The sequence below is a fragment of the Chryseobacterium sp. c4a genome (assembly GCF_009900745.1).
In the GTDB taxonomy this organism is placed as follows: domain Bacteria; phylum Bacteroidota; class Bacteroidia; order Flavobacteriales; family Weeksellaceae; genus Chryseobacterium.
Genome location: NZ_WXVU01000002.1, coordinates 87,542 through 110,632, shown reverse-complemented (window position 1 = coordinate 110,632; position 23,091 = coordinate 87,542). Strand labels below are relative to the sequence as shown.

The following is a 23,091-nucleotide window of genomic DNA, read 5'->3' as shown; positions in this document are numbered from 1 at the left end:
ATTAAATTTGTTAGTCATTTCTAACATTTATGAGTTTCAATTTAAAAAGCGCTTGGCGAAAAGAAAAAACATCACACTCTTTATCAGAAGTTTATTCTTCTATTAAAGTTCCTAAAAAAGCTAGCTTTTGGAGAAAATACCTTGCCTTTACGGGGCCTGGGTTGATGATCGCTGTAGGTTATATGGATCCTGGAAACTGGGCTACAGATATTGCAGGAGGGGCTCAGTTTGGGTACACTCTACTTTCTGTTATTCTTATTTCTAATATTTTTGCTGTACTTCTGCAACACTTATCCATTAAACTTGGTGTGGTAGCAGAACGAGATTTAGCACAGGCTTGTAGAGACCATTTCAGCCCTACAACCAATTTTATTCTCTGGGTATTCTGTGAAATAGCCATTGCTGCCTGTGATCTTGCCGAAGTCATAGGTTCTGCCATTGCTTTAAATCTTCTGTTTCATATACCTTTGACATGGGGAATTGTCATAACAACTGTAGATGTATTGGTAATTCTTCTCCTTCAGGCAAAAGGATTTCGTTGGATTGAGAGTATTGTAGGTGGACTTATTTTTATAATCCTGGCTTGCTTTGCTTATGAGATTGTTATTTCTAAACCTGCTTTTAATGAAATTCTGGGAGGCTTGGTTCCACAAAAAGAAATTATTCAAAACCCTGCTATGCTTTATATTGCCATCGGGATTTTAGGAGCTACCGTAATGCCTCATAATTTATACCTACACAGCAGTATTGTACAGACCAGAGATTATACCCGTGACACTGAAGGTAAAAAAGAGGCCATTAAATTTGCAACTTTAGACAGCACTGTATCATTGATGCTGGCTTTTTTTATCAATGCAGCGATTTTAATTCTGGCAGCGGCCACATTTCACACTACAGGAAACGAACATGTCGCTGATATTCATGATGCTTATCAGATGTTAACACCTATTTTAGGAGCATCAATGGCAAGTATTGCGTTTGCAATTGCGCTATTGGCATCCGGACAAAACTCGACACTTACCGGAACTTTAGCGGGTCAGATTGTAATGGAAGGCTTTTTAAATATTAAATTAAAACCATGGCTGCGAAGATTGATCACAAGACTTATTGCCGTTATTCCGGCACTGATTGTGGCTATTCTTTATGGAGAACAGGGAACCACTGAGCTTTTGGTTTTAAGCCAGGTTATTTTATCCATGCAGCTAAGCTTTGCGGTAGTTCCACTTGTAATGTTTACCAACGATAAAGCTAAAATGGGTAAATTCGTGAATAAACCATTCCTGAAGGTTTGTGTATGGGCTATTACCATTATCATCATTGTTCTAAATTTATACCTGTTGTATCAGACGTTTACAGGGGAACAATAATTGAGATCAGGATTTCGTGATTCGAGATATCAAACTTCAAGGTTTAACGTTTAAGGTTGCCACCATTCAATCTAAAGCTTTAAACCTTGAAGTTTTATTTTTATTTAATCTCCTGTCTCTCATCTTTTTGTCTATCCTTCCCTTATTCATCTGTCAAAAACGTATTGCTTTACTCATTCATTTTTCTGCCTTAATGTCCTGTTTTTTCCTTTGGCAGAGTCTTTGCGAAACATTCATGTAAATAAATATTGAATTATGGAAAATCAGGATATTAACGAAGAAAGCATCAATAATCAAGAAGATAACAACGTTCAGAATGAGGCTACGTCTCAGGACAATGTGACAGCGACTCCTTCTGCTGAGGAACTTTTGGCAGAAGAAAAGGATCGTTACATCAGATTATATGCTGAATTCGAAAACTATAAAAAAAGAACTTCTAAGGAGAAAATGGAATTCTTCCAATATGCCAATCAGGATATGATGGTTTCTATGTTGGGCGTTTTAGATGATTTTGAAAGAGCATTAAAAGAAATCGCTAAAAACGGAAATCCGGCTGACCTTCAAGGGGTAGAGCTTATCTATCAGAAGTTTAAAAATAAACTTACGGAAAAAGGATTAAAAGCTATGGAAGTGAGCGCTGGTGACAGCTTCAATGTAGATTTCCATGAGGCTATTACTCAAATTCCAGCGCCAACAGAAGAGCTGAAAGGAAAAATCGTAGATGTTATTGAAACAGGATACACTTTGAGTGACAAGGTAATCCGTTTTGCAAAAGTAGTAACAGGAAACTAAAATTCATAAATGATAAATGATGAGTGATAATTGATGAATGTTTCACTTATTAGCTTTACAATATCTTTTATCATTTATCAGTAATCAATTATATAATTGTCATGTCAAAAAGAGATTATTACGAGGTTCTTGAGATCAGCAAATCTGCATCGGCCGACGAAATAAAAAAAGCATACCGTAAAATGGCCATCAAATTCCACCCGGATAAAAATCCAGGGGATAAAGAGGCTGAAGAAAAATTTAAAGAAGCTGCTGAAGCTTATGAAGTACTAAGCGACGATCAGAAACGTGCCAGATATGACCAATTCGGTCACGCCGGAATGGGTGGAAATGGCGGTTTCGGAGGCGGAGGCTTCGGAGGCGGAATGAACATGGAGGATATTTTCAGCCAGTTTGGAGATATTTTCGGTGGTGGTTTCGGAGGATTCGGCGGTGGCGGCGGTGGTCGCCAGCAGGTGAAAGGTTCTAATTTAAGAATCAGAATCAAGCTGAACCTTGAGGAAATGGTAAACGGAACTCATAAAACCATTAAAGTAAAAAAAATGAAGATGGCAGAAGGTGCCACTTCAAAAACATGTCCTACTTGTAACGGTTCCGGTGTTCAACTTAAAGTGATGAACACGATGTTTGGTCAAATGCAGACTCAAACAACTTGTGGAACTTGCCAGGGAATCGGAAAAGTTGCTGATAAAATTCCTGCCGGAGCTAATGCTCAGGGTCTTGTAAAAGATGAAGAGGAAATCACCATCAATATTCCTGCAGGAGCAAGAGACGGAATTCAGCTTAATGTAAGAGGAAAAGGAAACGATGCTCCGTTTGGAGGTACGCCTGGTGATTTATTAGTAATCATTGAAGAGGAGGTAGACCAAACTATTAAGAGAGAAGGAGACAACCTTCACCAGGAATTGTATGTTTCATTTGCTGAAGCAGCTTTAGGAACGAAAAAAGAAATTCCTACAGTAGGCGGAAAAGTAAAAATTACAGTAGATCCAGGAACACAATCCGGAAAAATCTTAAGATTAGCAGGAAAAGGTCTTCCAAGCATCGATAGCTATGGTAAAGGAGACATGTTTATTCATATCAATGTATGGACACCACAAAAACTTACTAAGGAGCAAAAAGACTTCTTTGAAAAGCAAATGTCCAGCGGAGAAATGGTTGCAGAACCATCCGGAAAGGAAAAAACTTTTTTTGATAAAGTAAAAGATTTATTCAATTAATATAAAAGAGGCTTAGGCCTCTTTTTTGTTTAGGGTTTCAAAATGACCTTTAAGCCAGACCATAAAAAATCCTGTACTCTCACGAATACAGGATTTTTTTGGTTATTTAATTATAATTCTGTTTTATTTTTTTGTCGCTAAAGAATAGATTCCTTTTCCTAGTGTAAAAACAAGTACAGCAGCAATTCCGCCTATCATTCCAAAAGTGAATTCTTTTAGAATATCCGGCCAAGTAGGTAACAATTTGTGCAGATAGTGAATATTGTGAACGAAAATTCCTCCAGACACTAAAATCAAAGCAATAGTTCCAACAATGCCCAGTAACTTGATAATGATAGGTAGAGCTTTTACTAGTAAATGTCCAAGTTTAGAGAAGAAACCTTTATCATGGCTTTTTTTAATCAAACTAAAACCAGCATCATCCATTCTTACAATCAATGCTACGATTCCATATACCCCTACCGTGGCTAGAAATGACACAAAAGTTACGGTAAGAATTTGGGTAAGTAATGGATGCTCTTGTTGAATGACCGTTCCTAAAGCAATGATTACAATTTCAATAGAAAGAATAAAATCGGTTCTAATCGCTGAATTGATCTTTGCTTTTTCAGAAACTTCTGAGTTTTCATCTTCATTACTCTCCGCCACTACTTCATGTCCTTTTTTAGAACGGTGAAATAAATATTCAATGATTTTCTCTACTCCTTCAAAAGCAAGGTATAAACCTCCCAGAATAAGAATCATTTCTATGGCCGGTTTGTAGAGCCAATTGAGTAAAAACGCAATAGGAAGAATAATCAACTTATTGATAAAGGAACCTTTGGTAATTGCCCACAATACCGGAAGTTCTCTGGAAGAAAGAAAGCCCGTGGCTTTTTCTGCATTTACAGCCAGATCATCTCCCAAAATTCCTGCTGTTTTCTGTGTAGCTATTTTACTCGTAACCGCTACATCATCCATCAATGCTGCAATATCATCTAAAATTGCAAAAAAGCCTGACGCCATATTTTAATGTTTTTTTAATCTCTGTTAACTTTCGCAAAAATAAATATTTAATTCTATTTATAAACGATTTGTAAAATATTAATTTTAAGTACCACATAGCACATACTCTTAATTTGTATATTAGCCATTCACCAAAGTATAAAATTTAATATGAGAGCTTTATTCCTTTTTTTTATTCTTTTACTCTCCGGCTTATTTCAAAGTCAAAGCAAGCAGTTTCTCTATGAATACCGCTTTATTCCTGATTCTACCGAAAAGAAACAAAGTATAACTGAAATAATGGTACTGGATATTGACAAGAAAAGGTCTCTTTTTTTTGGGCAGGAAAGGTATAGATCAGATTCTACTCTGGTCAGTAATGCCCAAAAAGGAATTATATCAATGCCTACAGAAGGTGGGTCAATGATCGAAGATAAAGTAATCAAATATCCAAATTCATCTCAAATTGAGTATGTAAAAGTAATTTCATATGGAAAATATATTATCAGTCAGGAGGTAAAACTTCCGTGGAAACTTTCCTCTGAATTTAAGACCATATTGAATCATAAAGTACAAAAAGCTACAGTTTCTTATGGCGGAAGGCAGTGGACAGCATGGTTTGCCAAAGATATTCCCTTCCAGGATGGCCCTTATAAGTTTTATGGTCTCCCGGGACTTATCCTTGAACTAGAAGATCATGGTAAAAACCATCAGTATATGCTGAAAGGTATTAAAGACACCAAGGAAGAATTTATTTATCCTACTGTCAATAATTACAAAATATCAAAAATATCATATCCACAGTTTATTAAATTGTATAAAAACTACCGAACCAACCCTGTTGCTGACCTGATAGGAAAAATTCCAGATTATCAGGATACTGAAGGTAATACTGTGAGTGGACAACAAAAAGTAAGAGAAATAGAAAAAGACAGACTCGATGAGATTAAAAAAGATAATAATATCATTGAGATAGATCTGCTGAAAAAATAAATAAATCCCCACTATATTCCGCAAGACAAACATCTTCAACCCCCTGAAAAGCAAAACAAAAGCCCATATAAATCATATATTTCAATTAGCTTTGCTGCCTATTTTTTTCTAATTTTGATCTATGAAAAAGCTCATTCTCAGGTACCATTTTTTCGTTATGGGGTGCATCAGTTTTCTACTGCAGTCCTGCAATACGAAATTCAGGGTTTGGGTAGGCCCGGGAGGCCAGCAGAAGATCTATAACCTAAAATATGGAGAACATAAAAGACAAAAAATGGATGTTTTCTTACCTAAGGATTACGCCAAAGATTCTCCTGTAGTTCTTATGGTACATGGTGGAGGCTGGACGTTGGGGAAAAAGGAGCACATGATCCAGATTCAGAAAATGCTTTTTAAAAATAAAATACCCAGTATCAACCTGAACTACCGACTTGTTTCTAAAAAAAAGCAGATCACTTATAAACAACAACTTGAGGACATTGGTTCTGTAGTGGAAAAGTTTAATTCATTAGCCGAAAAAGCTGAACTTCAGCCTAACAATTATATCATTCTTGGCGAAAGTGCCGGCGGACATCTTGCTTTATTGTATGGATATCAGCATCCGGATCAGATTAAAAAAATCATTTCTTTAAGTGGCCCTACTGATTTTTATAGCCCTGAATATTTGAATTCCTTTTATTCTAAATATACTTCACCTACAATTCAAAAGATGGTGGGAACCAAATTTGACCGTAAGAATCTTTCGGAAGCCTTTAAAGAAGCCAGCCCAATTGCCAATATTACCACTGTTCCTACTCTATTGTTTCAAGGAAATCGCGATTTTTTAGTTAATCAACATCAAGGAATTGCCATGGATTCAGCACTTACTCAGATGAATATCCCACATAAATTTATATTTATGGAGAGAACAGGACATACTCCCAGGTTTTTCAGTAAGAGAAAAAGAGATAGTATCATCTACCCGAATATTCTGGACTGGATAAAAAAATAGCTTCATTAGAAGCGCTTAAAAATGATATCCAAAGGTTACTCTTCAGATTATGATCAACGTATTTCTACTTCTGCATTGGTAATACAATAAAAAAAGACTGCCTTTATGAGACAGTCTTCTATATTTTAGTTGAATTGTTTTTTATTCAAAATCTTTATTTTCATATTTAGAGAAATCATCTTTCTTTCCAAACATAAACTTAATAATTACCGGAAGTGTTGTCACCAAAACAATAACAATGATGATGTATTCCAGCTTTTCTTTCAGATTGATGTGAAACTGTTCCATGAAAAGTTTATCAAGATAGTGTCCTGCGAAGATCAAAATAAATGACCATAAAACGGCTCCAATAATATTATCTCTTAAAAACTCTTTTTTATCCATCTTTACGATTCCGGCAACAATAGGTGTAAAAGTTCTTACTACAGGTAAGAATCTTGCCATAATGATGGCTAATGCCCCGTGTTTTTCAAAGAAATCATGAGCCTGATAAAGGTATTTCTTTTTAAAAAGCATTGAATCTGGTCTTTTGTATAATGCAGGCCCTGCTTTTCTTCCAAAGTAATATCCTACTTCATTTCCTATAATAGCAGCAAGAGCTACTCCAGAGGCTAAGATTGTTGTATCCAAGAAATCACTTCCGGTAGACCCAAATGTCTCTTTGATGATTTCAACAGCATAAATTCCTGAAACGAACAATAATGAATCTCCCGGTAGAAAAAATCCTACAAAAAGACCTGTTTCAGCAAAAACAATAAATAAAATAAGCCAAAACCCTCCCATTTTAATGTAAAACTCCGGGTTTAATAAATCCTTCCAGCTATTGAAATCTTCCATATATATCGATGAACAACAAAAATAAGTCTAAAATGTCTGAAACAAAAATTAATTATAAGATTTTAACTAAAATTTCACATGATATTTATAGGTCTAGGTCATCATCGGAAACTGCCGTACCATCGGCCATTAAGAAAGCTTTAAGGAAAGGGGTAAGATTTCCGTTCATTACAGCGTCCACATCTGAGGTTTCATGACCTGAGCGTACATCTTTTACCAATTTGTACGGGTGCATTACATAGTTTCTGATCTGACTTCCCCACTCGATCTTCATTTTATTCGCTTCAATCTCATTTCTCGCCTTCATACGTTCTTCCAATTCCATTTCGTATAATCTGGAACGTAAAAGCTGCATTGCTTTTTCTTTGTTCTGAAGCTGAGAACGGGATTCCGAGTTTTCAATAATGATTCCTGTAGGTGCGTGACGAAGACGTACCGCAGTTTCTACTTTGTTTACGTTCTGACCTCCTGCTCCAGAAGACCTCATCGTTTCGAAAGAGATATCCGCCGGGTTGATGTTGATCTCAATGGTATCATCTACTAAAGGATAAACATATACAGAAACAAAGCTGGTATGACGTTTAGCATTCGAATCAAAAGGTGAAATTCTAACCAATCTGTGAACTCCATTCTCTCCTCTTAAGTATCCGAAAGCAAATTCACCTTCAATTTCAAGGGTAACAGTCTTTACACCGGCTACATCTCCTTCCTGGAAATTCAGTTCTCGGATTTTATAACCTTGCTTTTCAGCCCACATAGTGTACATTCTCATCAGCATAGATGCCCAGTCACAGCTTTCTGTTCCTCCGGCTCCGGCAGTAATCTGAAGAACCGCAGAAAGCTCATCACCTTCATTGGAAAGCATATTCTTGAATTCAAGATCTTCGATTTTCTCTACCAATTGCGGGAATGTTTCATCCAATTCTTTTTCGGAATCCGGATCTTCTTTAGCAAAATCTACCAATACTTGCAGATCTTCAAACTGTGTATGAATTTCATCATAGCTTTCTACCCATTTTTTCTTGGAACGAAGCTGCTTTAGGAAAGCTTCTGCAGTTTTAGGATTATCCCAAAATTCTGGTGCTGCCGTTTTTTCATCATCGTTGGCAATTTCTATCTTCTTTTTTTCAATCTGTAAATATCTGTGTAAGTCGTCAATTCTGGATTGAACTTCTTTTATCTGGTCGTTGTTTATCACGATTTCTTCTTTTTTGCAAAAATAAGGGATTTCTTTTAGAACTGAGAGTTTTTAAGGTAGGAGATGCAGGGATTATGATTTAAAGTCTAAGATTATGATCCTGATGGTTATTTTTGCTTCTTTTTTATTTATAATCATTGTTTTTCATCATATATTTACTTTCAAAACACATGGAAACAGTATGGAAGATTTTAATATCTGGCTTAATGATCATAACAGAGACTTTACAGCGCTTAAAAAACTAATCTATTCAATGAATTTAATTCCAAGCCAGTCAAAACATACTTGGGATTCTTTAACGCAAAAAATTCTTCAACAATTGGAAAAAGGAGTTGATTTTGAAAAGCTGGAAAGCATCATCGAATTTGAACTCGGTGCAAAGTATGGACTTTATATTGATGAATTCAATTCTGAAGAAATCGCCACTGATATCATGGATTGGTGGAATTCATCTTCCTAATTTCCCTCTTATCCTACCATTTCTCTTACAATCTCACCAACTTTAGGAGCCAGCGCTACTCCCATTCCTGAAAGCCTTACTGCACAAAACTGTCTTTCTGAAAGCTGTTTTATAATCGGTGTTTTCTCATTCCCCATTGCCATGATTCCAGACCAGCGAAGAGAAATTTTGAAAGTCTGATCGGGTAAAATAATTTCTTTTAAAAAGTTTTCTAAGTGATCCTGCAAAAATGCTGTTGTTTCAAAAGCTGTAGTTTCTTCCGTTTTAAAATCCTGGTTTCTTCCGCCACCCAGCAACACTCGGTTTCCTAAATTCCTAAAATAGTAAAATCCCTCATCATAATGAAAAGTCCCTTTCAATTTCAAATTTTCTACTGGTTCGGTAAGCAGAATCTGCCCTCTTGCCGGAATTATATTCTCCTTCTCCAAAAATTGTGAGCTGAATGCATTGGTACAGTGAATTAATTGATCACCATTGACAAAAACTCCTTCCGAAAACTGAACACTCACTTCATTCCTTGTTTCCTGAATTTCTTTAACTTCTGTTCCAAACAAAAATTCAATCTTCAATTCATAACATTTCTCTAAAAGTTTCTGCAGCAATTTCCCTGAGTGCAAACCTCCTTCACACGGATTTTCAACCAAAAATTGAGATTTTCCCAATCCAAATTCTTTTATTTTATTCTGCTTTAAAGAATACGTTTCTTCAAGCCCTGTAATTGACTTTAGCTTTTCATTGACATCATTAATATATAATAAAGGCTCGTCATTATTTAGAATTTCATATCCTCCATTGCCTTCAAAGTCTATTTCATCATTTTTGAAATATTGTCTGATCTTCTGAAGACCGTCAAACCTCATCTTAACAAGTTCTAACGTTTTCTCCCAGCCCATTTTCCTCGAATCAGCAATCACTTCCGTGAGACTTCCAAAACAGGCAAAGCCTGCATTTCGTGTAGAGGCTCCTAATGGCACTCTATTTCTTTCAATAATCAATACTGATTTTTCAGGAAATTTTTCTTTAATGGAAATTGCTGTCCAGAGCCCGGAAAATCCGCCTCCAATGATGATGATATTTCTTTTACGATAAAAGGTTTCCTGTTCCCAGATGCTGATCATGATGAGTAATTGATATATGATGAGATAATAGATAATAGATAATAGATAATAGACGAAGAGATGAGAGACTTAGAGAGAGGAGACAAGAGTAAAATAATATTTAACATACATAAATGCAGGATTTTATATTTCATACCTTGGATCACGTATCTCGAAACTCAACATTTTACAATTTGTATTTCGAATCCCATATCTCGCATCTCGAAACCCGTACCTCGCACCTCGCACTACTACCCTTCTCCCTCTTCTCCGTTATGATGAAAGCCGATTGCCCGTCTTGGCTCTTCCACCACTTTATATGTTTCAAGCTCACTTTTTAAAGCCTGAATTCTAAAATGAAACTCATCAAAATTATTAATGATGGCATCTGCTAAAAACCGGGCTACCTGATCCAGGTATTCTTCTGTGAGTTTTGCCCCTGCATCCCTTAGTGCTCCATTAATCAGGTTCTGATCTATTTTAAGTTTCTCATTTCGGGTTCTTTGGTAAAGGTTTTTGATCCGTTTCTTTAAACTTTGGGTAAAATCAATCAGCATGGTATTGCTAAAGGCTTTCATTCTTGAGGCAGCATCATGCCAGAAAGGAACTTTATCTGCTTTATTATTTTTAAGAATTTTATAGAGCAAGGAATCTACTTCAAGGCCTCTTGTCATTGCATATAGGATAATTTCGGAGCGTTCGGAAGCATTAGGTGGAAATATTGGAATCATCACATCAAATCTTCCGGGTGCCAGAATTTCTTCGTCAATTTCGGATACTGAATTGGCTGAACCCACCATCAATACACCTTCTTTTTCAAATTTTCCAATATAATGAAGAATCAACTCCTGAGCCTCAATATTACAGGAAGCAACATCCGTTTCGGCTTTCCTTTGCATCATGATTTCATCAAAGTCATCAAGAAAAAGCAGCATTTTATTTTCTTTCATCATGGATAAAAGAAAATCACTGAAATTGATCTGATTTCCATCAATCAATGAAGTTCCCAGATAATGTTTTTTCACTTCTTTGAACTGATAGCCTATAATTTCAGCAATCTTATTTGCCCAGAAAATTTTACCGCTTCCGGGAGGGCCATATAGAATAATACCTGCCGGTTTATTGATGCCCCAATCCTTAATCTGCTGAGGATTCAAAAAGGGTTCAAGAACAGTGGATGTGTAAAAAAACAGATCTCTATATCCTATAAAATCTCTTTGTTGCAAACTGGTTTTATGTCCAAAATAATCATATACAAACTGGTAATTCCCGCCCAATTTGTTATCAATCCCATAACTTGAAATAGATGATTTGAAAAAGCCGTTATCAAAAATATTAGGGTTGTTATCCTTGATTATTTTCTCTACTTTTTCTTTTGGCTGATTGATGACTTTGGCAATCTGTTCTAAGGTTTTATTCTTATCCAGATCTTTTTCGTACAATCTCAAAAAATCGACATTCTCACGGGCAAATTTTTCAAAATCTTCCTTTACATCAAAGTTGGTACTAATACAGTCTACCAATTCAAGATCAAAGTCCTGGATAAACTGCTTTATCGCTTCTGCTGAAACATTTAATTCTTCTGCGAGTTCAATTAACTTCATAATTCCCTATTAGTTCTATCAAATTTAATATTTTAATCTTGAAAGTGTATGAAAGTATTAGAATTTAATATCATTTTAATCTAATTATTATCAATACATCTACCCTTTTCATTCAATGCTATTCAATATGGAAGTTCTTTGATCATTTGCTTTTTCATTTTGACATTATTTTATAATTTTATCAAAACGAAGGAAATGAAAAAAAGATACTATCATCCGGGACTAATCAGCGCTTTAGTCATTCCTGTTTTATTTTGGCATTTCGGAAACAGAAAAATTCAAGAAATAACTACTTCAGTGATGGATATTGGCATTCCTCCTAATTTAGATAAAGACAAAAGCAACGCTGGTGATTTTGTTGAACTAATTAGAAACTGGAATCTCAAAAAAATAAAGGTTCCGGCTGGCAAAGCCAAAGAAAACTCAGATTTATATGTTTCAGAAGTGAACGCACTACAGAAACGAAATGAGAAATATACCGGAATAGAATTTATTTTAGGAGAAGAAAACACCTATGGAGATTTTGCTTCTCTTCTCAATGATATGGCCATTTCTAAACATGAGGAATATGCCTTGGATCTGGAAAAAACAGGAAATTTTCTTGTACCTGTCACTTATCTGGAACCGTACCCGTTAGCAGAACCTTGTTTGCTTTGCAATGATGTAATTTATAGAATAGATAACGGTTCAATTGTAGATACTATTCCCGAGCCTACCCTTTTTGAAAAAACACAGGACTTTTTCATTCACTTTACCAAGGAAGCCTATATTCTGATCTCAGGATTTCTAATATTAGCTTACCTTTCTCTATTAAGTTTTAAAGAAAGGTATCAACTATCCAGATATCCTTTAAAATAAAAGGCTGCCAATGGGCAGCCTCTTTCTTTCAATTTACTTTTTATCTAACAACGGAAGATATTTTCCGTATCCTTTTTTCTCCATATCCGCTTTGGGAATAAATTTCAGAGAAGCACTGTTGATGCAATAACGAAGTCCGCCTTTATCCTCAGGCCCATCATTAAAGACGTGTCCCAAATGAGCATCTCCGGTTTTACTTCTTACCTCTACTCTTGTCATTCCGTGGGTACGATCCAGTTTTTCATCAATAAGGCTTTTGGTAATCGGTTTTGAAAAGCTTGGCCAGCCACAACCTGATTCAAATTTGTCGGTTGAAACAAACAGTGGTTCTCCTGTAGTAATGTCTACATAAATTCCTTCACGGGTTTCGTTCCAGTATTCATTTTGGAAAGGTCTTTCCGTACCGTTTTCCTGAGTTACATTATATTGTTCTGCTGTAAGTTTTTCCTTTAAAGCTTTTTTATCCTGTTTTTGATAAGCAGTTGCTTTCGGAAGTGGATTTGCTTTTTTAGCCATTTCAAAAAGTCCTGGTTCGATGTGGCAGTATCCGCCCGGATTTTTATCTAAATAATCTTGATGATAATCTTCTGCTTTATAGAAATTTTTCAAAGGAACTGTTTCCACCACTACTGGTTTGGTATAGTTTTTTGCCAGCTTCTGAACTTCGGCTTTTACCAACGTTTCATCAGTTTTATCCGTAAAATAAATTCCCGTTCTGTATTGGTCTCCTCTGTCATTTCCCTGCTGATTAAGACTTGTAGGATCAATGGTTTTAAAATATAAATCAATCAAGAGTTTCAGATCTACCTGTTCCGGATCGTATTTCACTTTCACTGTTTCTGCAAATCCGGTAGTATGGCTTACTACTTCTTCATAGGTAGGATTTTGCGTTTTTCCATTAGCATATCCTACTTCTGTTCCTACTACTCCACGAATTTGCTGAAAGAAATGCTCTGTTCCCCAAAAACATCCACCTGCAAAATAAATCTCTCTTACATTTTTATTATCCATAATTTCTTGTTTTTCTTTTTTAATGTCTGTTTCACTAGGCTTATTCTTTTTAAAAAGCCCGCTTTCTGCCGCAAAGACTGCGATACCCAGGACAATTCCGAGTACGATTAATATATTTTTCATATTTAGCTTTTTATTCATTATTTCTTATTTTTTTTGAGTGATCATCAATCCAAATCCTAAAAGCATCAGATCCTTCAATATAAAAAAGTCTGTAACAGGTACTCCATCTACTATTTTCCACATTCCCGGAGTGGTAAACAAATAACTTAATGTCACCAGAAAAGTAATAATCATTCCTATTCCTGCATATCTTTTTAGTACAGCAAATTTCGCACTAAATATCAGTAATAAGGCAATGATAATTTCTATCGTTCCGATAAGATTTGACACGGTTTGGACGCTTATAATCTTATATACGAAAAAAGTTAGGAAATGGTTTTCTACCAAAGGTTTTATTGCTGCAGCTTCAGTAGGTGTGAATTTGAAGATCCCGATCCAAAGCAAAATAAGCGCTGCTCCGAAAAGAGAAATGTAATATCCCAGCTGATGTGTTAATTGATTTTTACCTGATGAATTTGTTGTTCCGACCATTTTTTTAGATTTTGAATTAATACTTTTATCATTTTCAAAAGTATAGTCGGTGTTATTTCAAAATCCTGACATAATTTTCTTAGAAATTTAATTTTTCAATCATTTTATTTTTAAAATCCTGAATTTCAGATTCATTAATTTCACTATTTTTCTCAGCGAGTGTCTTTCTAAAAATCTTATCCAGCAGTTTCAACTTTTCATTGTAAGCTTTACACCATTTACATACAAATATGTGGATGCTCAATCTCCTGTTTTCTTTAGCAGAGATTGTTTCAGCATTACGCTTTTCCATGAGCAAAGTAGCTTCGCAGCATGGTAAAAATAAAATATGTAGTATCTTTTTCAGCATTTTAATTATAATCTTGAAAACCAGTTAAATTCCAGACATTCTCTCAGTTGCATTCGGCTTCTTTGAAGGATCTTCCAAAGGTTAGTCGTAGAAACATTCAATTCCTGACTCACATCGGGGGCTTTTTTTTCTTCAAGGTAGTACATTTTCAATAAAATTTTCCATCTGGCGGGTAATTCTTCGATACATTCTTCAAGAGTTTTATTAAAATCCTGATTATCCAGAAGCTCAGATTCGGTTGAAACATTCCAGTCATTTAAGACATCATTATTTTTCCAGGAGCCCGTTTCATCAAAAAAATGATCCAGCTTAATATTAGGTTCTGATTTATATTTTTGCCGGTAAAAATCTGCAATTTTTCTCTGAAGAATGGCCATAAGCCAAGTGAGTGGCTGACTTTTCCCTTCAAAAGAATCATAATTGGAAAAAGCAGCAATAAAAACATCCTGAACCACATCCTGAGCATCCTCTTTATTGGAAAGCATATATAAAGCTTTCTTCAAAAGCGGCGCGGAATATTGATCGATCCAGCTTTTCAGAATTTCATTTTTCATCATCGAGTTATGTTTTTTTATCTTATTCAGATCTTAGCTAAGGTAATAAGTTAAATGGAAATGTACAAAATATTCTTGGAATGAATGTTTTTTTGGAAAACGTTACCATAAAAATTTAAGAGTCTATATAAGCATGTATTTCTAACTACTCCCTATTATTATGTCCGATATTTGATAAAACATCCTTGAAAATATGAAATATTAGATATTAAATCACCTAAAAATCTTAAATTTGCATCTTATCAAAATTTGATACTAAAAAAAGCAAAAGCAATACTATGACATCACAAGAGATACGTCAAAAATTTTTAGACTATTTTAAAAGTAAGGAACACCTTATCGTTCCTTCAGCTCCTATTGTGCTGAAAGACGACCCTACCCTTATGTTTTCCAACTCAGGAATGACTCAATTCAAGGATTTCTTCCTTGGTTACAAAACGCCTACGGCTCCAAGAATCGCCGATACACAAAAGTGTTTAAGAGTTTCAGGAAAGCACAACGATTTGGATGATGTAGGTAGAGATACTTACCACCACACCATGTTTGAAATGTTGGGGAACTGGTCTTTCGGGGATTACTTCAAAAAAGAGGCTATTGCTTTTGCCTGGGAATTACTGACTGAAGTATACGGAATACCAAAAGACAATTTATATGTAACGATTTTCGAAGGTGATCAATCTGAAAACCTTGACAGAGATCAGGATGCTTATGACTTCTGGAAGTCTCACATTGCTGAGGACAGAATCATCAATGGAAATAAGAAGGATAACTTCTGGGAAATGGGCGAAAGCGGGCCTTGTGGGCCATGTTCAGAAATCCATATCGACCTTAGAACTCCTGAAGAAAAAGCAGCTGTTCCTGGAATTTCACTCGTAAACCAAGATCATCCACAGGTAGTGGAAGTATGGAACCTGGTTTTCATGGAATTCAACAGAAAAGCTGATAAATCTTTGGAAAAACTTCCGGCTCAGCACGTAGATACAGGAATGGGCTTTGAACGTCTATGTATGGCGCTTCAGGGAAAATCTTCCAACTATGATACAGATGTTTTCACTCCACTAATTTCTAAAGTTGAAGAACTTTCTGGAAAGAAATATACAGGAATTTTAAAGGATGAGAAAGATATTGCTATCCGTGTGGTAGTAGACCACATCAGAGCAGTTTCTTTTGCAATTGCAGACGGGCAGCTTCCTTCTAACGGAGGTGCAGGATATGTAATCAGAAGAATTTTGAGAAGAGGTATTTCTTATTCTTACAGATTCTTAGGGATGAAAGAACCTTTCCTTTATAAATTGGTTGCTGTATTACAGGAACAAATGGGAGCTTTCTTCCCTGAGCTTGAAAAACAAGGAAAATTGGTTGCTGAAGTCATCAAAAGTGAAGAAGATTCATTCTTAAAAACAATTGAAAACGGTCTAATCAGAGTTGATAAATTAATTCAGCAGACCATTGCAGATCATCTGAAAGTTTTACCAAGCGAAGAGGTTTTTGAGCTGTATGATACTTATGGTTTTCCTGATGACTTAACAAGAATTATTGCTGAGGAAAAAGGGTTAACGATTGATAAGGAAGGCTTCAAAGCAGAGATGGAAAAGCAAAAGCTTCGTTCAAAAGCTGATTCTGCTCAAAAAGTCTATGACTGGGTTGTTTTACAAGAAAAACCTGAATCATTCGTTGGATATGATCAAATTGAATCTGAAACTTATATTACAAGATACAGAAAAGTAGAAAATAAGGACGGAGAATTTTATCAGGTGGTATTAAGCAGCTCTCCATTCTACCCTGAAGGAGGTGGACAGGTTGGCGACAAAGGTGTTCTTGAGAATGCTGCTGAAAGCTTTGAAGTACTGGAAACTAAAAAAGAAAATGGGCTTATCATTTCTTTGATCAACGGTCTTCCTAAAGACGCTGGAGCTGTTTTCTATGCTAAAGTAAACGCCACTGACAGAAAAAACTCTCAGGCAAACCACTCTGTGACTCACCTTTTACATGAAGCATTAAGAGATGTCCTGGGAACTCACGTAGAGCAAAAAGGTTCTTATGTAGGCCCTGATTATCTTCGTTTCGACTTCTCTCACTTTAATAAAATGACAGAAGAAGAGGTTGCTTTAATTGAAGAAAAAGTAAACCACAAGATTAAAGAAAGCATTGCATTACAGGAATTCAGAAGCATCCCGATTAAGGAAGCTTTGGAAAAAGGAGCAATGGCTTTATTTGGTGAAAAATATGGTGATAATGTAAGAATGATTCAATTCGGAAGTTCTAAGGAACTTTGTGGAGGAACTCACGTAAAAAACACCAGCGAAATCGGTCATTTCAAAATCACTTCTGAAGGTTCTGCTGCTGCAGGGATCAGAAGAATTGAAGCAATTTCCGGAGACAAATCTGAAGAATACTTCAAAGGTCTTGAAAAACAAATCATTGAGCTTTCTCAATTGCTGAAGTCTAAAGATGTTGTAAGATCTATCGAGAAATTAATCGAGGAAAATACATCATTGAAGTCTGAAGTAGAAGCCTTTAAAAAAGAAAAGGCAAAAGGAGAAATCGGTGACTGGAAGAATGCTTATGAGCAAAAAGGCAACAAACAGCTATTAGTGAAAAAGACTTCTTTGGATGCAGGTTCTGTTAAAGATATTGTATTCCAGTTAAAGAGAGAGATCCCAACTTCAGTAACGATCATTCTTTCTGATGCTGATGGTAAACCAATGATCACTGTAGGAGTTTCTGACGATCTGGCAGCAGATTATCAGGCAGGAGCTATTGTAAAAGATCTTGCTAAAGAAATCCAAGGTGGTGGTGGTGGAAACCCTGGTTTTGCTACAGCCGGAGGTAAAAATCTTGAGGGTCTGGAGAATGCTTACCAAAAAGCCTTGAATATTTAATTAATTCCTATTACAATATTGCCGCTTTGCGGTGACGGATTTTATGATCCTGATTTAATATAAACAATGATCCCTTTCAAAACTGAAAGGGATCATTTGTATTTGATGAATTTAATTTGCATTGATTTCATTATACAATCCATCAACTACTTTTTCTAAAATTTCTCCTGTTTCATTAAAACTAGTGTTTGTCAATATGGATATTCCTATATTTTGTTTAGGATAAATCACAAACCAATTCTGCATTCCGTATATGCCACCGTGATGTCTGTACATTAACCTATTATTATCTTCTATGATATACCAATGATAACCTTCCCAAAAATCTAAGCCTTCTTTATATAACTTTTTATGAGATTCCTTTACAATAAGATTAGACTGGTCAAGCTGCAGTTTCATATATTTCACTAAGTCCGGAGTCGTAGCGTGTAATCCTGAAATTCCACCCCATAAAGTTCTATTGAAGTTAGGCATTAACTCATTTTTATCGTTGTAACCTTTTACCAATCTTGTTCTGTCATTTTCATTGAGTGTAAACTTAGTTTGGCTCATTTTATTGGGTTTTAAAACAAACTCAGTAACCAATTCCTCAAAAGGTTTTTGATACACTTTTTCAAGTATATATGCAGTCACCTCAGGAGCTGTGTTTGAATAGTAGTATACCTCTCCAGGTTTTGTTTCAATTTTGATCAGTTTTAATCCTTCAAAAAAAGCCTCTTTATTTTCGCTTTTTATAGGGAAATTAGGAAATCCACTTGTGTGGGTGATGAGGTGCTTGATTTTGATGGGTTCACCTTTAAACTCTAAATTGGGATAAGGTTCATTAAGATAGATTCTAATATCATCCTCCAGATTTATTTTTTTATCAAGCACGGCTTTGGCAGCTACATACCCTGTAAAGGTTTTCGTTACAGAAGCTAATTCATACAGTGTGGAATCATTTGGTTTGTTTCCTTTTCCAATAGTTAACTCTCCAAAATGTTTTATTGTAGATTCGCCATCTTTCAATACTGCAATGGAAACGGAATGAAATCTTTTGTCCTCTAATAACTTAAGAGCATTTTTCGTAATTGCATTGTCAACATTCTGTTTATTAACTTGCTGAACACTTTTACACCCGATCAGGGCGAAAAATAAAATAGGGGTAAAATATTTCATGGTTATAGTTGTAGTTTAATCTTCTGATTAATTGCTAAAATAACACATAATTTTGATTTTACACAATACATCAATTCACACTATAATTTCGTTAAGAATAAATGATTATCTATTAAGAAAGGAGTATTGATAACAAAAGGAGAACGCCTTTCCGATTTAAAACTTTGGGCAGCAGATATTCATTCCAACATAAAAATTGAATATCAGTCTGCTATTGGAGGTTTTAAAAACAGAGGTGACCATCAGTTCAATTTTCAGGTTCTTGATCATTACTATCAAGAGGTTGGGCTTATCTGGAACCGTTTCTTAGGAAGAAGTTTTGGTGTTGGATTTTCTTACAGGTTGGGATATTATCAGACTTCCCAGTTTAAAGATAATTTCGGAGTCCAATTCAGACTCAATGTTTTATAAAAAGATCAAATATTGTAAAGCTATTTACTCCTGAAAGCTTCAGGAGTTCTTTATTTATATCCATTCTAATTATTGACTTTCGCTTAACAATTCTTTATCTAATCTTAAACTATTTGTTTTCTCCCCGTAAAGTCTAATTAACACTAAGCCTTTAGTTTTGTCATAATCGAAATTCAAAAAAAGTAATTATGAAAATTAACAAAACTATTGGAGCTTTACTCTTCGGAGCCCTTATTTTCCAGAGCTGTAGTGAAGACAATAACGGAAGTGATAACAATACTCCTTCCAACGACAAAATCAAAATTGAAAATTTTTCTAAAGAACCGGCTTTCGTTTATGGAATGACTGGTTTTGAAAACTTAAATATTACGACATTAATCTCAAGTTCTGATGTTCTTTCAGGGTCTCCCGATTTCGTTTTTGGAGGACAGCCAGATGGAATGGGAATTATGAAAGATCCCAACTCCGATGGTTACCTGATGATTACTAACCACGAAATCAAACAATCTGTCTCAAGAGTATACCTGGATAAAACATTCAGACCTGTAAAAGGAGAATATATTTTAAATGGAACCGGAGGAATGACCAGATTATGTTCTGCGACATTGGCAACACCTGAAATTCATGGTTTCAGTGCATTTCTTACTGCCGGAGAATCCGGTGAAGAAAGTATGGTGCATGCTCTAGATCCTTTGGCACCAGCATCTCAGGCATCGGATAAAACCAGAGTAAAACCTGCGTTAGGAAAAGCGTCTATGGAAAATGCAGTTCCACTTCCTAAGGATGTTTCTAATGGAAAATCTTATATTATCATTGGAGAAGACCAGTCTTATTCTTCGTCTCACCAATCTGCCGGACAATTGATTATGTACGTAGCAGATACCCAAGGAGACCTGAATAACGGTAAATTATATGCTTTAAAAAGAACAAACAACAACTATACTGAAACGGATATGACAAAAGGAAGCTCCTATGATGTAGAGTTTGTTGAAATTCCTGGTGCAAAAAACCTTACCGGAGCTCAAATCAATCAGAAAAATATTGATAACAATGCAATTCGTTTTTCAAGAGTTGAAGATGTAGATTACAGAAAAGGAGCAGGAAAAGGAAGAGAAATCTACTTTACAGCTACGGGTGAATCTTCTGATGGAGTAAATCCAAAACCGGGATTAACGATGTGGGGAAGGGTTTACAAACTTGTCTTAAACTCCAACAATATGTTGACAGGAAAACTAGAAGTAGTTGCAGAGGGAGATTCTAATCCTGGTAATAGCCTGATCAATCCTGATAATTTATGTGTAACTGAAAACTTTGTTTACATCCAGGAAGATGGAGATTCATATTATAAAGCGGCGAATCACGATTCTTATATCTGGCAGCTGAATATCGCTACAAAACAATATAAACCATGGTTGAATATGAAACACAATAGAAATAATTCAGCATGGCAGACGGCATACAACCAATCCGGTGATCTTCTTAAATTTGGTTCATGGGAATTTGGAGCAATGGTAGATATTTCAGATATCATTGGAGTTCCTAATACATTTGCTGTAAACATCCACTCTCACACATGGCAGTTGGATAAATTTAAAAACCCTGACGGTTCCGGAGTAAACACCAATAAAGAGGGTGGGCAAATTGTGATCATCAGAAACGTAGAAAAATAGTTTTAGTTATTCCATATCAATCAAAGTATCAACAGTAAACTCCTGTTGGTACTTTTTCGTACTTATGAAGAAACTTTCAAAATATCCGATACTTCTTTTTTTATATTCCGCACTTGCTCTTTTTACGCTTTCATATTGTAAAAATGAGAAACAGCAACTGGTATATGAAGATCTTGGCTCTGTAAAAAGCAGAATCCTCAAAAACAATTCTGATTTTGCTAAACAAATCAATGAATTGAAAACACTGGTTTCCAAAAATGCTGATGAAAAACTTCTTCAGAACCAGTTTGAGACTATCAGAAAGACCTACAAAAAAATGGAATGGGCTATAGAATACTTTCTCCCCTACTCTGCAAGATTCATCAATGGGCCTGCCCTTCCAGAAATAGAAATGGATGAACATACAGAAATAGAACCTGAGGGATTACAGGTTCTAGAAGAAATGTTTTATCCTTACCAACAGGAAAACAAAGATGAGGTAATCAGGATGCTCAATAAGCTCGTTAGTAAAAGCAACGGTATAGATACCAATTTCCAGGTTATCACGATCGGTAGGGATCAGGTATTTGATGCTTTAAGACAGGAAGCATTCAGAATTTCCAGTCTTGGAATTTCAGGTTTCGACACGCCTATTTCCGGAGTCTTTTTACAGGAAATCCCGTCTTCTCTAGCAGGTATAAAAGAAACTTTGGAGCAAATATCTACAGATAGATCAAAAGATAAGGCTTTAAAAAATATCGTAGCTGAAATTAATATTGCAACTGAAGTTCTGAAAAAAAATAAAGATAAAAATACCTTTGATTATGTTAATTTTATCCCTGATCATCTCAATAAAATCACCACTTTGATGCTCGATTTTAAAAATCAGGAAAAAATACCGGATGTAGAAGTAACGACTGCTCTCAACAAAAATGCTGCGACATTCTTTTCTAAAAATGCATTCAATCCTAATGCATTCACTCCCGGAAAAGAGTATACATTTTCTGAAGATAAAGCGGTTCTTGGACATCAGCTTTTTAATGACAATATTCTATCCAATAGTAATAATCGCAACTGTGCCACCTGTCATATTCCCGAAAAAGCATTTACAGACGGACTGGCAAAATCAATGTCTCTTGACAATTCAGAGCTTACCCGTAACGCTCCTTCCCTCAACTATGCAGGATTTCAGCATGGCCAGTTTTGGGATATGAGAAAAGATGATCTGGAGGGTCAAAGTGCAGATGTCATCTCCAATAAAGAAGAAATGCATGGTGACTTGAATCTTATTATAGCTAAAATTAATCAGGATAAAAACTATCAAACGGCCTTTAAAAAGATCTATCATTCACAAAAGGTTGAGGTTTGGCAACTTCAAAATGTGCTGGCCAGCTACATTCGTTCTTTGGCAAAATTCAATTCCAATTTTGATGAATATATGCGGGGAAATAAGTCTGCCATGACAGAGAATCAGAAACGTGGATTTAATCTTTTTGTTGGAAAGGCGCAATGTGCAATCTGCCACTTTATGCCTTTATTCAATGGAACTGTACCTCCTACTTTCAAGAAAACGGAACAGGAAGTATTGGGAGTGGCTGTAAATGGAGAAAATAAACAGTTTGACAATGACCTGGGAAGAGGAAAATTTCATGAGACTGTAGCTGCATTGCAGCATTCTTTCAAAACACCTACGCTCAGGAATATTGATAAAACGACTCCTTATATGCATAATGGCGGCTATAAAACATTGAAAGAAGTCATGAATTTTTATAATAAAGGAGGCGGAAAAGGTTTTGGGTTTAAAGTAGATAACCAAACATTGTCTGATACTCCTCTCCACCTAACTGAAAGGGAAATAGATGATATTATAGAATTTATGAAAGCTTTAAATGATCGATAAGTGCTCTGAAAATATAAAAACTCCTGAATTGATTTATTCAGGAGTTTTTTATTGTAAAAGTTCAGGAAATCAGAAAAGTTCATCTGTCTACAAAATTAAAACCTGATCTTTTTTAGGAAAACCCATGCCTATGTTAGATTAAATCAATGTTATACTGTGTTAAAAACTTTTCTACCACAATA

Annotated in this window: 21 protein-coding genes; 11 read left to right on the top strand and 10 right to left on the bottom strand. The window is 35.5% G+C overall.

Features of this window, described 5'->3' with window-relative positions:
* Positions 1-29 precede the first annotated feature (29 nt).
* From GTR01_RS04890 to dnaJ, 3 genes are all read left to right on the top strand, one after another.
* Positions 30-1,367 (top strand): Nramp family divalent metal transporter, encoded by a 1,338-nt coding sequence (locus tag GTR01_RS04890; RefSeq protein ID WP_160136747.1) that lies wholly within the window; start codon positions 30-32, stop codon positions 1,365-1,367.
* Between the two features lie 255 nt (positions 1,368-1,622).
* Positions 1,623-2,159, top strand: a complete 537-nt coding sequence (locus GTR01_RS04885; RefSeq protein ID WP_160136746.1) for a nucleotide exchange factor GrpE — start codon at positions 1,623-1,625, stop codon at positions 2,157-2,159.
* 101 nt (positions 2,160-2,260) lie between these two features.
* A complete protein-coding gene (dnaJ, locus tag GTR01_RS04880) occupies positions 2,261-3,379 on the top strand; it encodes a molecular chaperone DnaJ (RefSeq protein WP_065393720.1) in 1,119 nt (372 codons plus the stop codon).
* Positions 3,380-3,502: 123 nt separating this feature from the next.
* Here the strand turns inward: dnaJ and GTR01_RS04875 are convergent, their stop codons facing one another.
* Complete coding sequence (locus GTR01_RS04875) at positions 3,503-4,384, bottom strand: DUF808 domain-containing protein (protein ID WP_160136745.1); 882 nt, start codon at positions 4,382-4,384, stop codon at positions 3,503-3,505.
* Positions 4,385-4,534: 150 nt separating this feature from the next.
* Here GTR01_RS04875 and GTR01_RS04870 point away from each other — a divergent pair, with 150 nt between their 5' ends.
* Positions 4,535-5,356 (top strand): GLPGLI family protein, encoded by an 822-nt coding sequence (locus tag GTR01_RS04870; RefSeq protein WP_160136744.1) that lies wholly within the window; start codon positions 4,535-4,537, stop codon positions 5,354-5,356.
* Between the two features lie 121 nt (positions 5,357-5,477).
* The gene (locus GTR01_RS04865; RefSeq protein ID WP_160136743.1) at positions 5,478-6,347 is read left to right on the top strand and encodes an alpha/beta hydrolase; all 870 of its coding nucleotides are present in this window, start codon (positions 5,478-5,480) and stop codon (positions 6,345-6,347) included.
* A 141-nt stretch (positions 6,348-6,488) separates the two neighbouring features.
* Here GTR01_RS04865 and GTR01_RS04860 read toward each other — a convergent pair whose 3' ends face one another.
* A complete protein-coding gene (locus tag GTR01_RS04860; RefSeq protein ID WP_160136742.1) occupies positions 6,489-7,184 on the bottom strand; it encodes a DedA family protein in 696 nt (231 codons plus the stop codon).
* An 85-nt stretch (positions 7,185-7,269) separates the two neighbouring features.
* Complete coding sequence (prfB, locus tag GTR01_RS04855) at positions 7,270-8,382, bottom strand: peptide chain release factor 2 (RefSeq protein ID WP_160136741.1); 1,113 nt, start codon at positions 8,380-8,382, stop codon at positions 7,270-7,272.
* A 181-nt stretch (positions 8,383-8,563) separates the two neighbouring features.
* Between prfB and GTR01_RS04850 the strand changes: the two genes are divergently transcribed.
* Positions 8,564-8,842, top strand: a complete 279-nt coding sequence (locus tag GTR01_RS04850; RefSeq protein WP_160136740.1) for a hypothetical protein — start codon at positions 8,564-8,566, stop codon at positions 8,840-8,842.
* An 8-nt stretch (positions 8,843-8,850) separates the two neighbouring features.
* On the opposite strand, the gene GTR01_RS04845 is transcribed toward GTR01_RS04850, so the two are convergent.
* Both GTR01_RS04845 and GTR01_RS04840 read right to left on the bottom strand, forming a co-directional pair.
* The gene (locus GTR01_RS04845) at positions 8,851-9,960 is read right to left on the bottom strand and encodes an NAD(P)/FAD-dependent oxidoreductase (RefSeq protein WP_160136739.1); all 1,110 of its coding nucleotides are present in this window, start codon (positions 9,958-9,960) and stop codon (positions 8,851-8,853) included.
* A 230-nt stretch (positions 9,961-10,190) separates the two neighbouring features.
* The gene (locus GTR01_RS04840) at positions 10,191-11,543 is read right to left on the bottom strand and encodes an ATP-binding protein (RefSeq protein WP_160136738.1); all 1,353 of its coding nucleotides are present in this window, start codon (positions 11,541-11,543) and stop codon (positions 10,191-10,193) included.
* A gap of 195 nt (positions 11,544-11,738) precedes the next feature.
* Between GTR01_RS04840 and GTR01_RS04835 the strand changes: the two genes are divergently transcribed.
* On the top strand, positions 11,739-12,401 hold the full coding sequence (locus GTR01_RS04835) for a hypothetical protein (RefSeq protein WP_160136737.1): 663 nt from the start codon (positions 11,739-11,741) through the stop codon (positions 12,399-12,401).
* Positions 12,402-12,434: 33 nt separating this feature from the next.
* Here GTR01_RS04835 and msrB read toward each other — a convergent pair whose 3' ends face one another.
* From msrB to GTR01_RS04815, 4 genes are all read right to left on the bottom strand, one after another.
* The gene (gene msrB / locus GTR01_RS04830; protein ID WP_160136736.1) at positions 12,435-13,535 is read right to left on the bottom strand and encodes a peptide-methionine (R)-S-oxide reductase MsrB; all 1,101 of its coding nucleotides are present in this window, start codon (positions 13,533-13,535) and stop codon (positions 12,435-12,437) included.
* A gap of 24 nt (positions 13,536-13,559) precedes the next feature.
* Complete coding sequence (locus tag GTR01_RS04825; RefSeq protein WP_160136735.1) at positions 13,560-14,006, bottom strand: DUF417 family protein; 447 nt, start codon at positions 14,004-14,006, stop codon at positions 13,560-13,562.
* 79 nt (positions 14,007-14,085) lie between these two features.
* The gene (locus tag GTR01_RS04820; RefSeq protein ID WP_228452162.1) at positions 14,086-14,298 is read right to left on the bottom strand and encodes a hypothetical protein; all 213 of its coding nucleotides are present in this window, start codon (positions 14,296-14,298) and stop codon (positions 14,086-14,088) included.
* Between the two features lie 62 nt (positions 14,299-14,360).
* Positions 14,361-14,912 carry a sigma-70 family RNA polymerase sigma factor gene (locus GTR01_RS04815; RefSeq protein ID WP_160136733.1) on the bottom strand — a complete coding sequence of 184 codons (552 nt, stop codon included), beginning with the start codon at positions 14,910-14,912 and terminating at the stop codon, positions 14,361-14,363.
* A gap of 275 nt (positions 14,913-15,187) precedes the next feature.
* Here GTR01_RS04815 and alaS point away from each other — a divergent pair, with 275 nt between their 5' ends.
* Entirely contained in the window at positions 15,188-17,791 is a 2,604-nt protein-coding gene (gene alaS, locus GTR01_RS04810; RefSeq protein WP_160136732.1) for an alanine--tRNA ligase, read from the top strand.
* A 111-nt stretch (positions 17,792-17,902) separates the two neighbouring features.
* On the opposite strand, the gene GTR01_RS04805 is transcribed toward alaS, so the two are convergent.
* A complete protein-coding gene (locus GTR01_RS04805; protein ID WP_160136731.1) occupies positions 17,903-18,949 on the bottom strand; it encodes a serine hydrolase domain-containing protein in 1,047 nt (348 codons plus the stop codon).
* A 126-nt stretch (positions 18,950-19,075) separates the two neighbouring features.
* Between GTR01_RS04805 and GTR01_RS04800 the strand changes: the two genes are divergently transcribed.
* From GTR01_RS04800 to GTR01_RS04790, 3 genes are all read left to right on the top strand, one after another.
* On the top strand, positions 19,076-19,360 hold the full coding sequence (locus tag GTR01_RS04800; RefSeq protein WP_160136730.1) for a hypothetical protein: 285 nt from the start codon (positions 19,076-19,078) through the stop codon (positions 19,358-19,360).
* A gap of 188 nt (positions 19,361-19,548) precedes the next feature.
* Complete coding sequence (locus GTR01_RS04795; RefSeq protein ID WP_160136729.1) at positions 19,549-21,030, top strand: alkaline phosphatase PhoX; 1,482 nt, start codon at positions 19,549-19,551, stop codon at positions 21,028-21,030.
* A 64-nt stretch (positions 21,031-21,094) separates the two neighbouring features.
* On the top strand, positions 21,095-22,909 hold the full coding sequence (locus GTR01_RS04790) for a cytochrome-c peroxidase (protein ID WP_160136728.1): 1,815 nt from the start codon (positions 21,095-21,097) through the stop codon (positions 22,907-22,909).
* Positions 22,910-23,091: the final 182 nt, after the last annotated feature.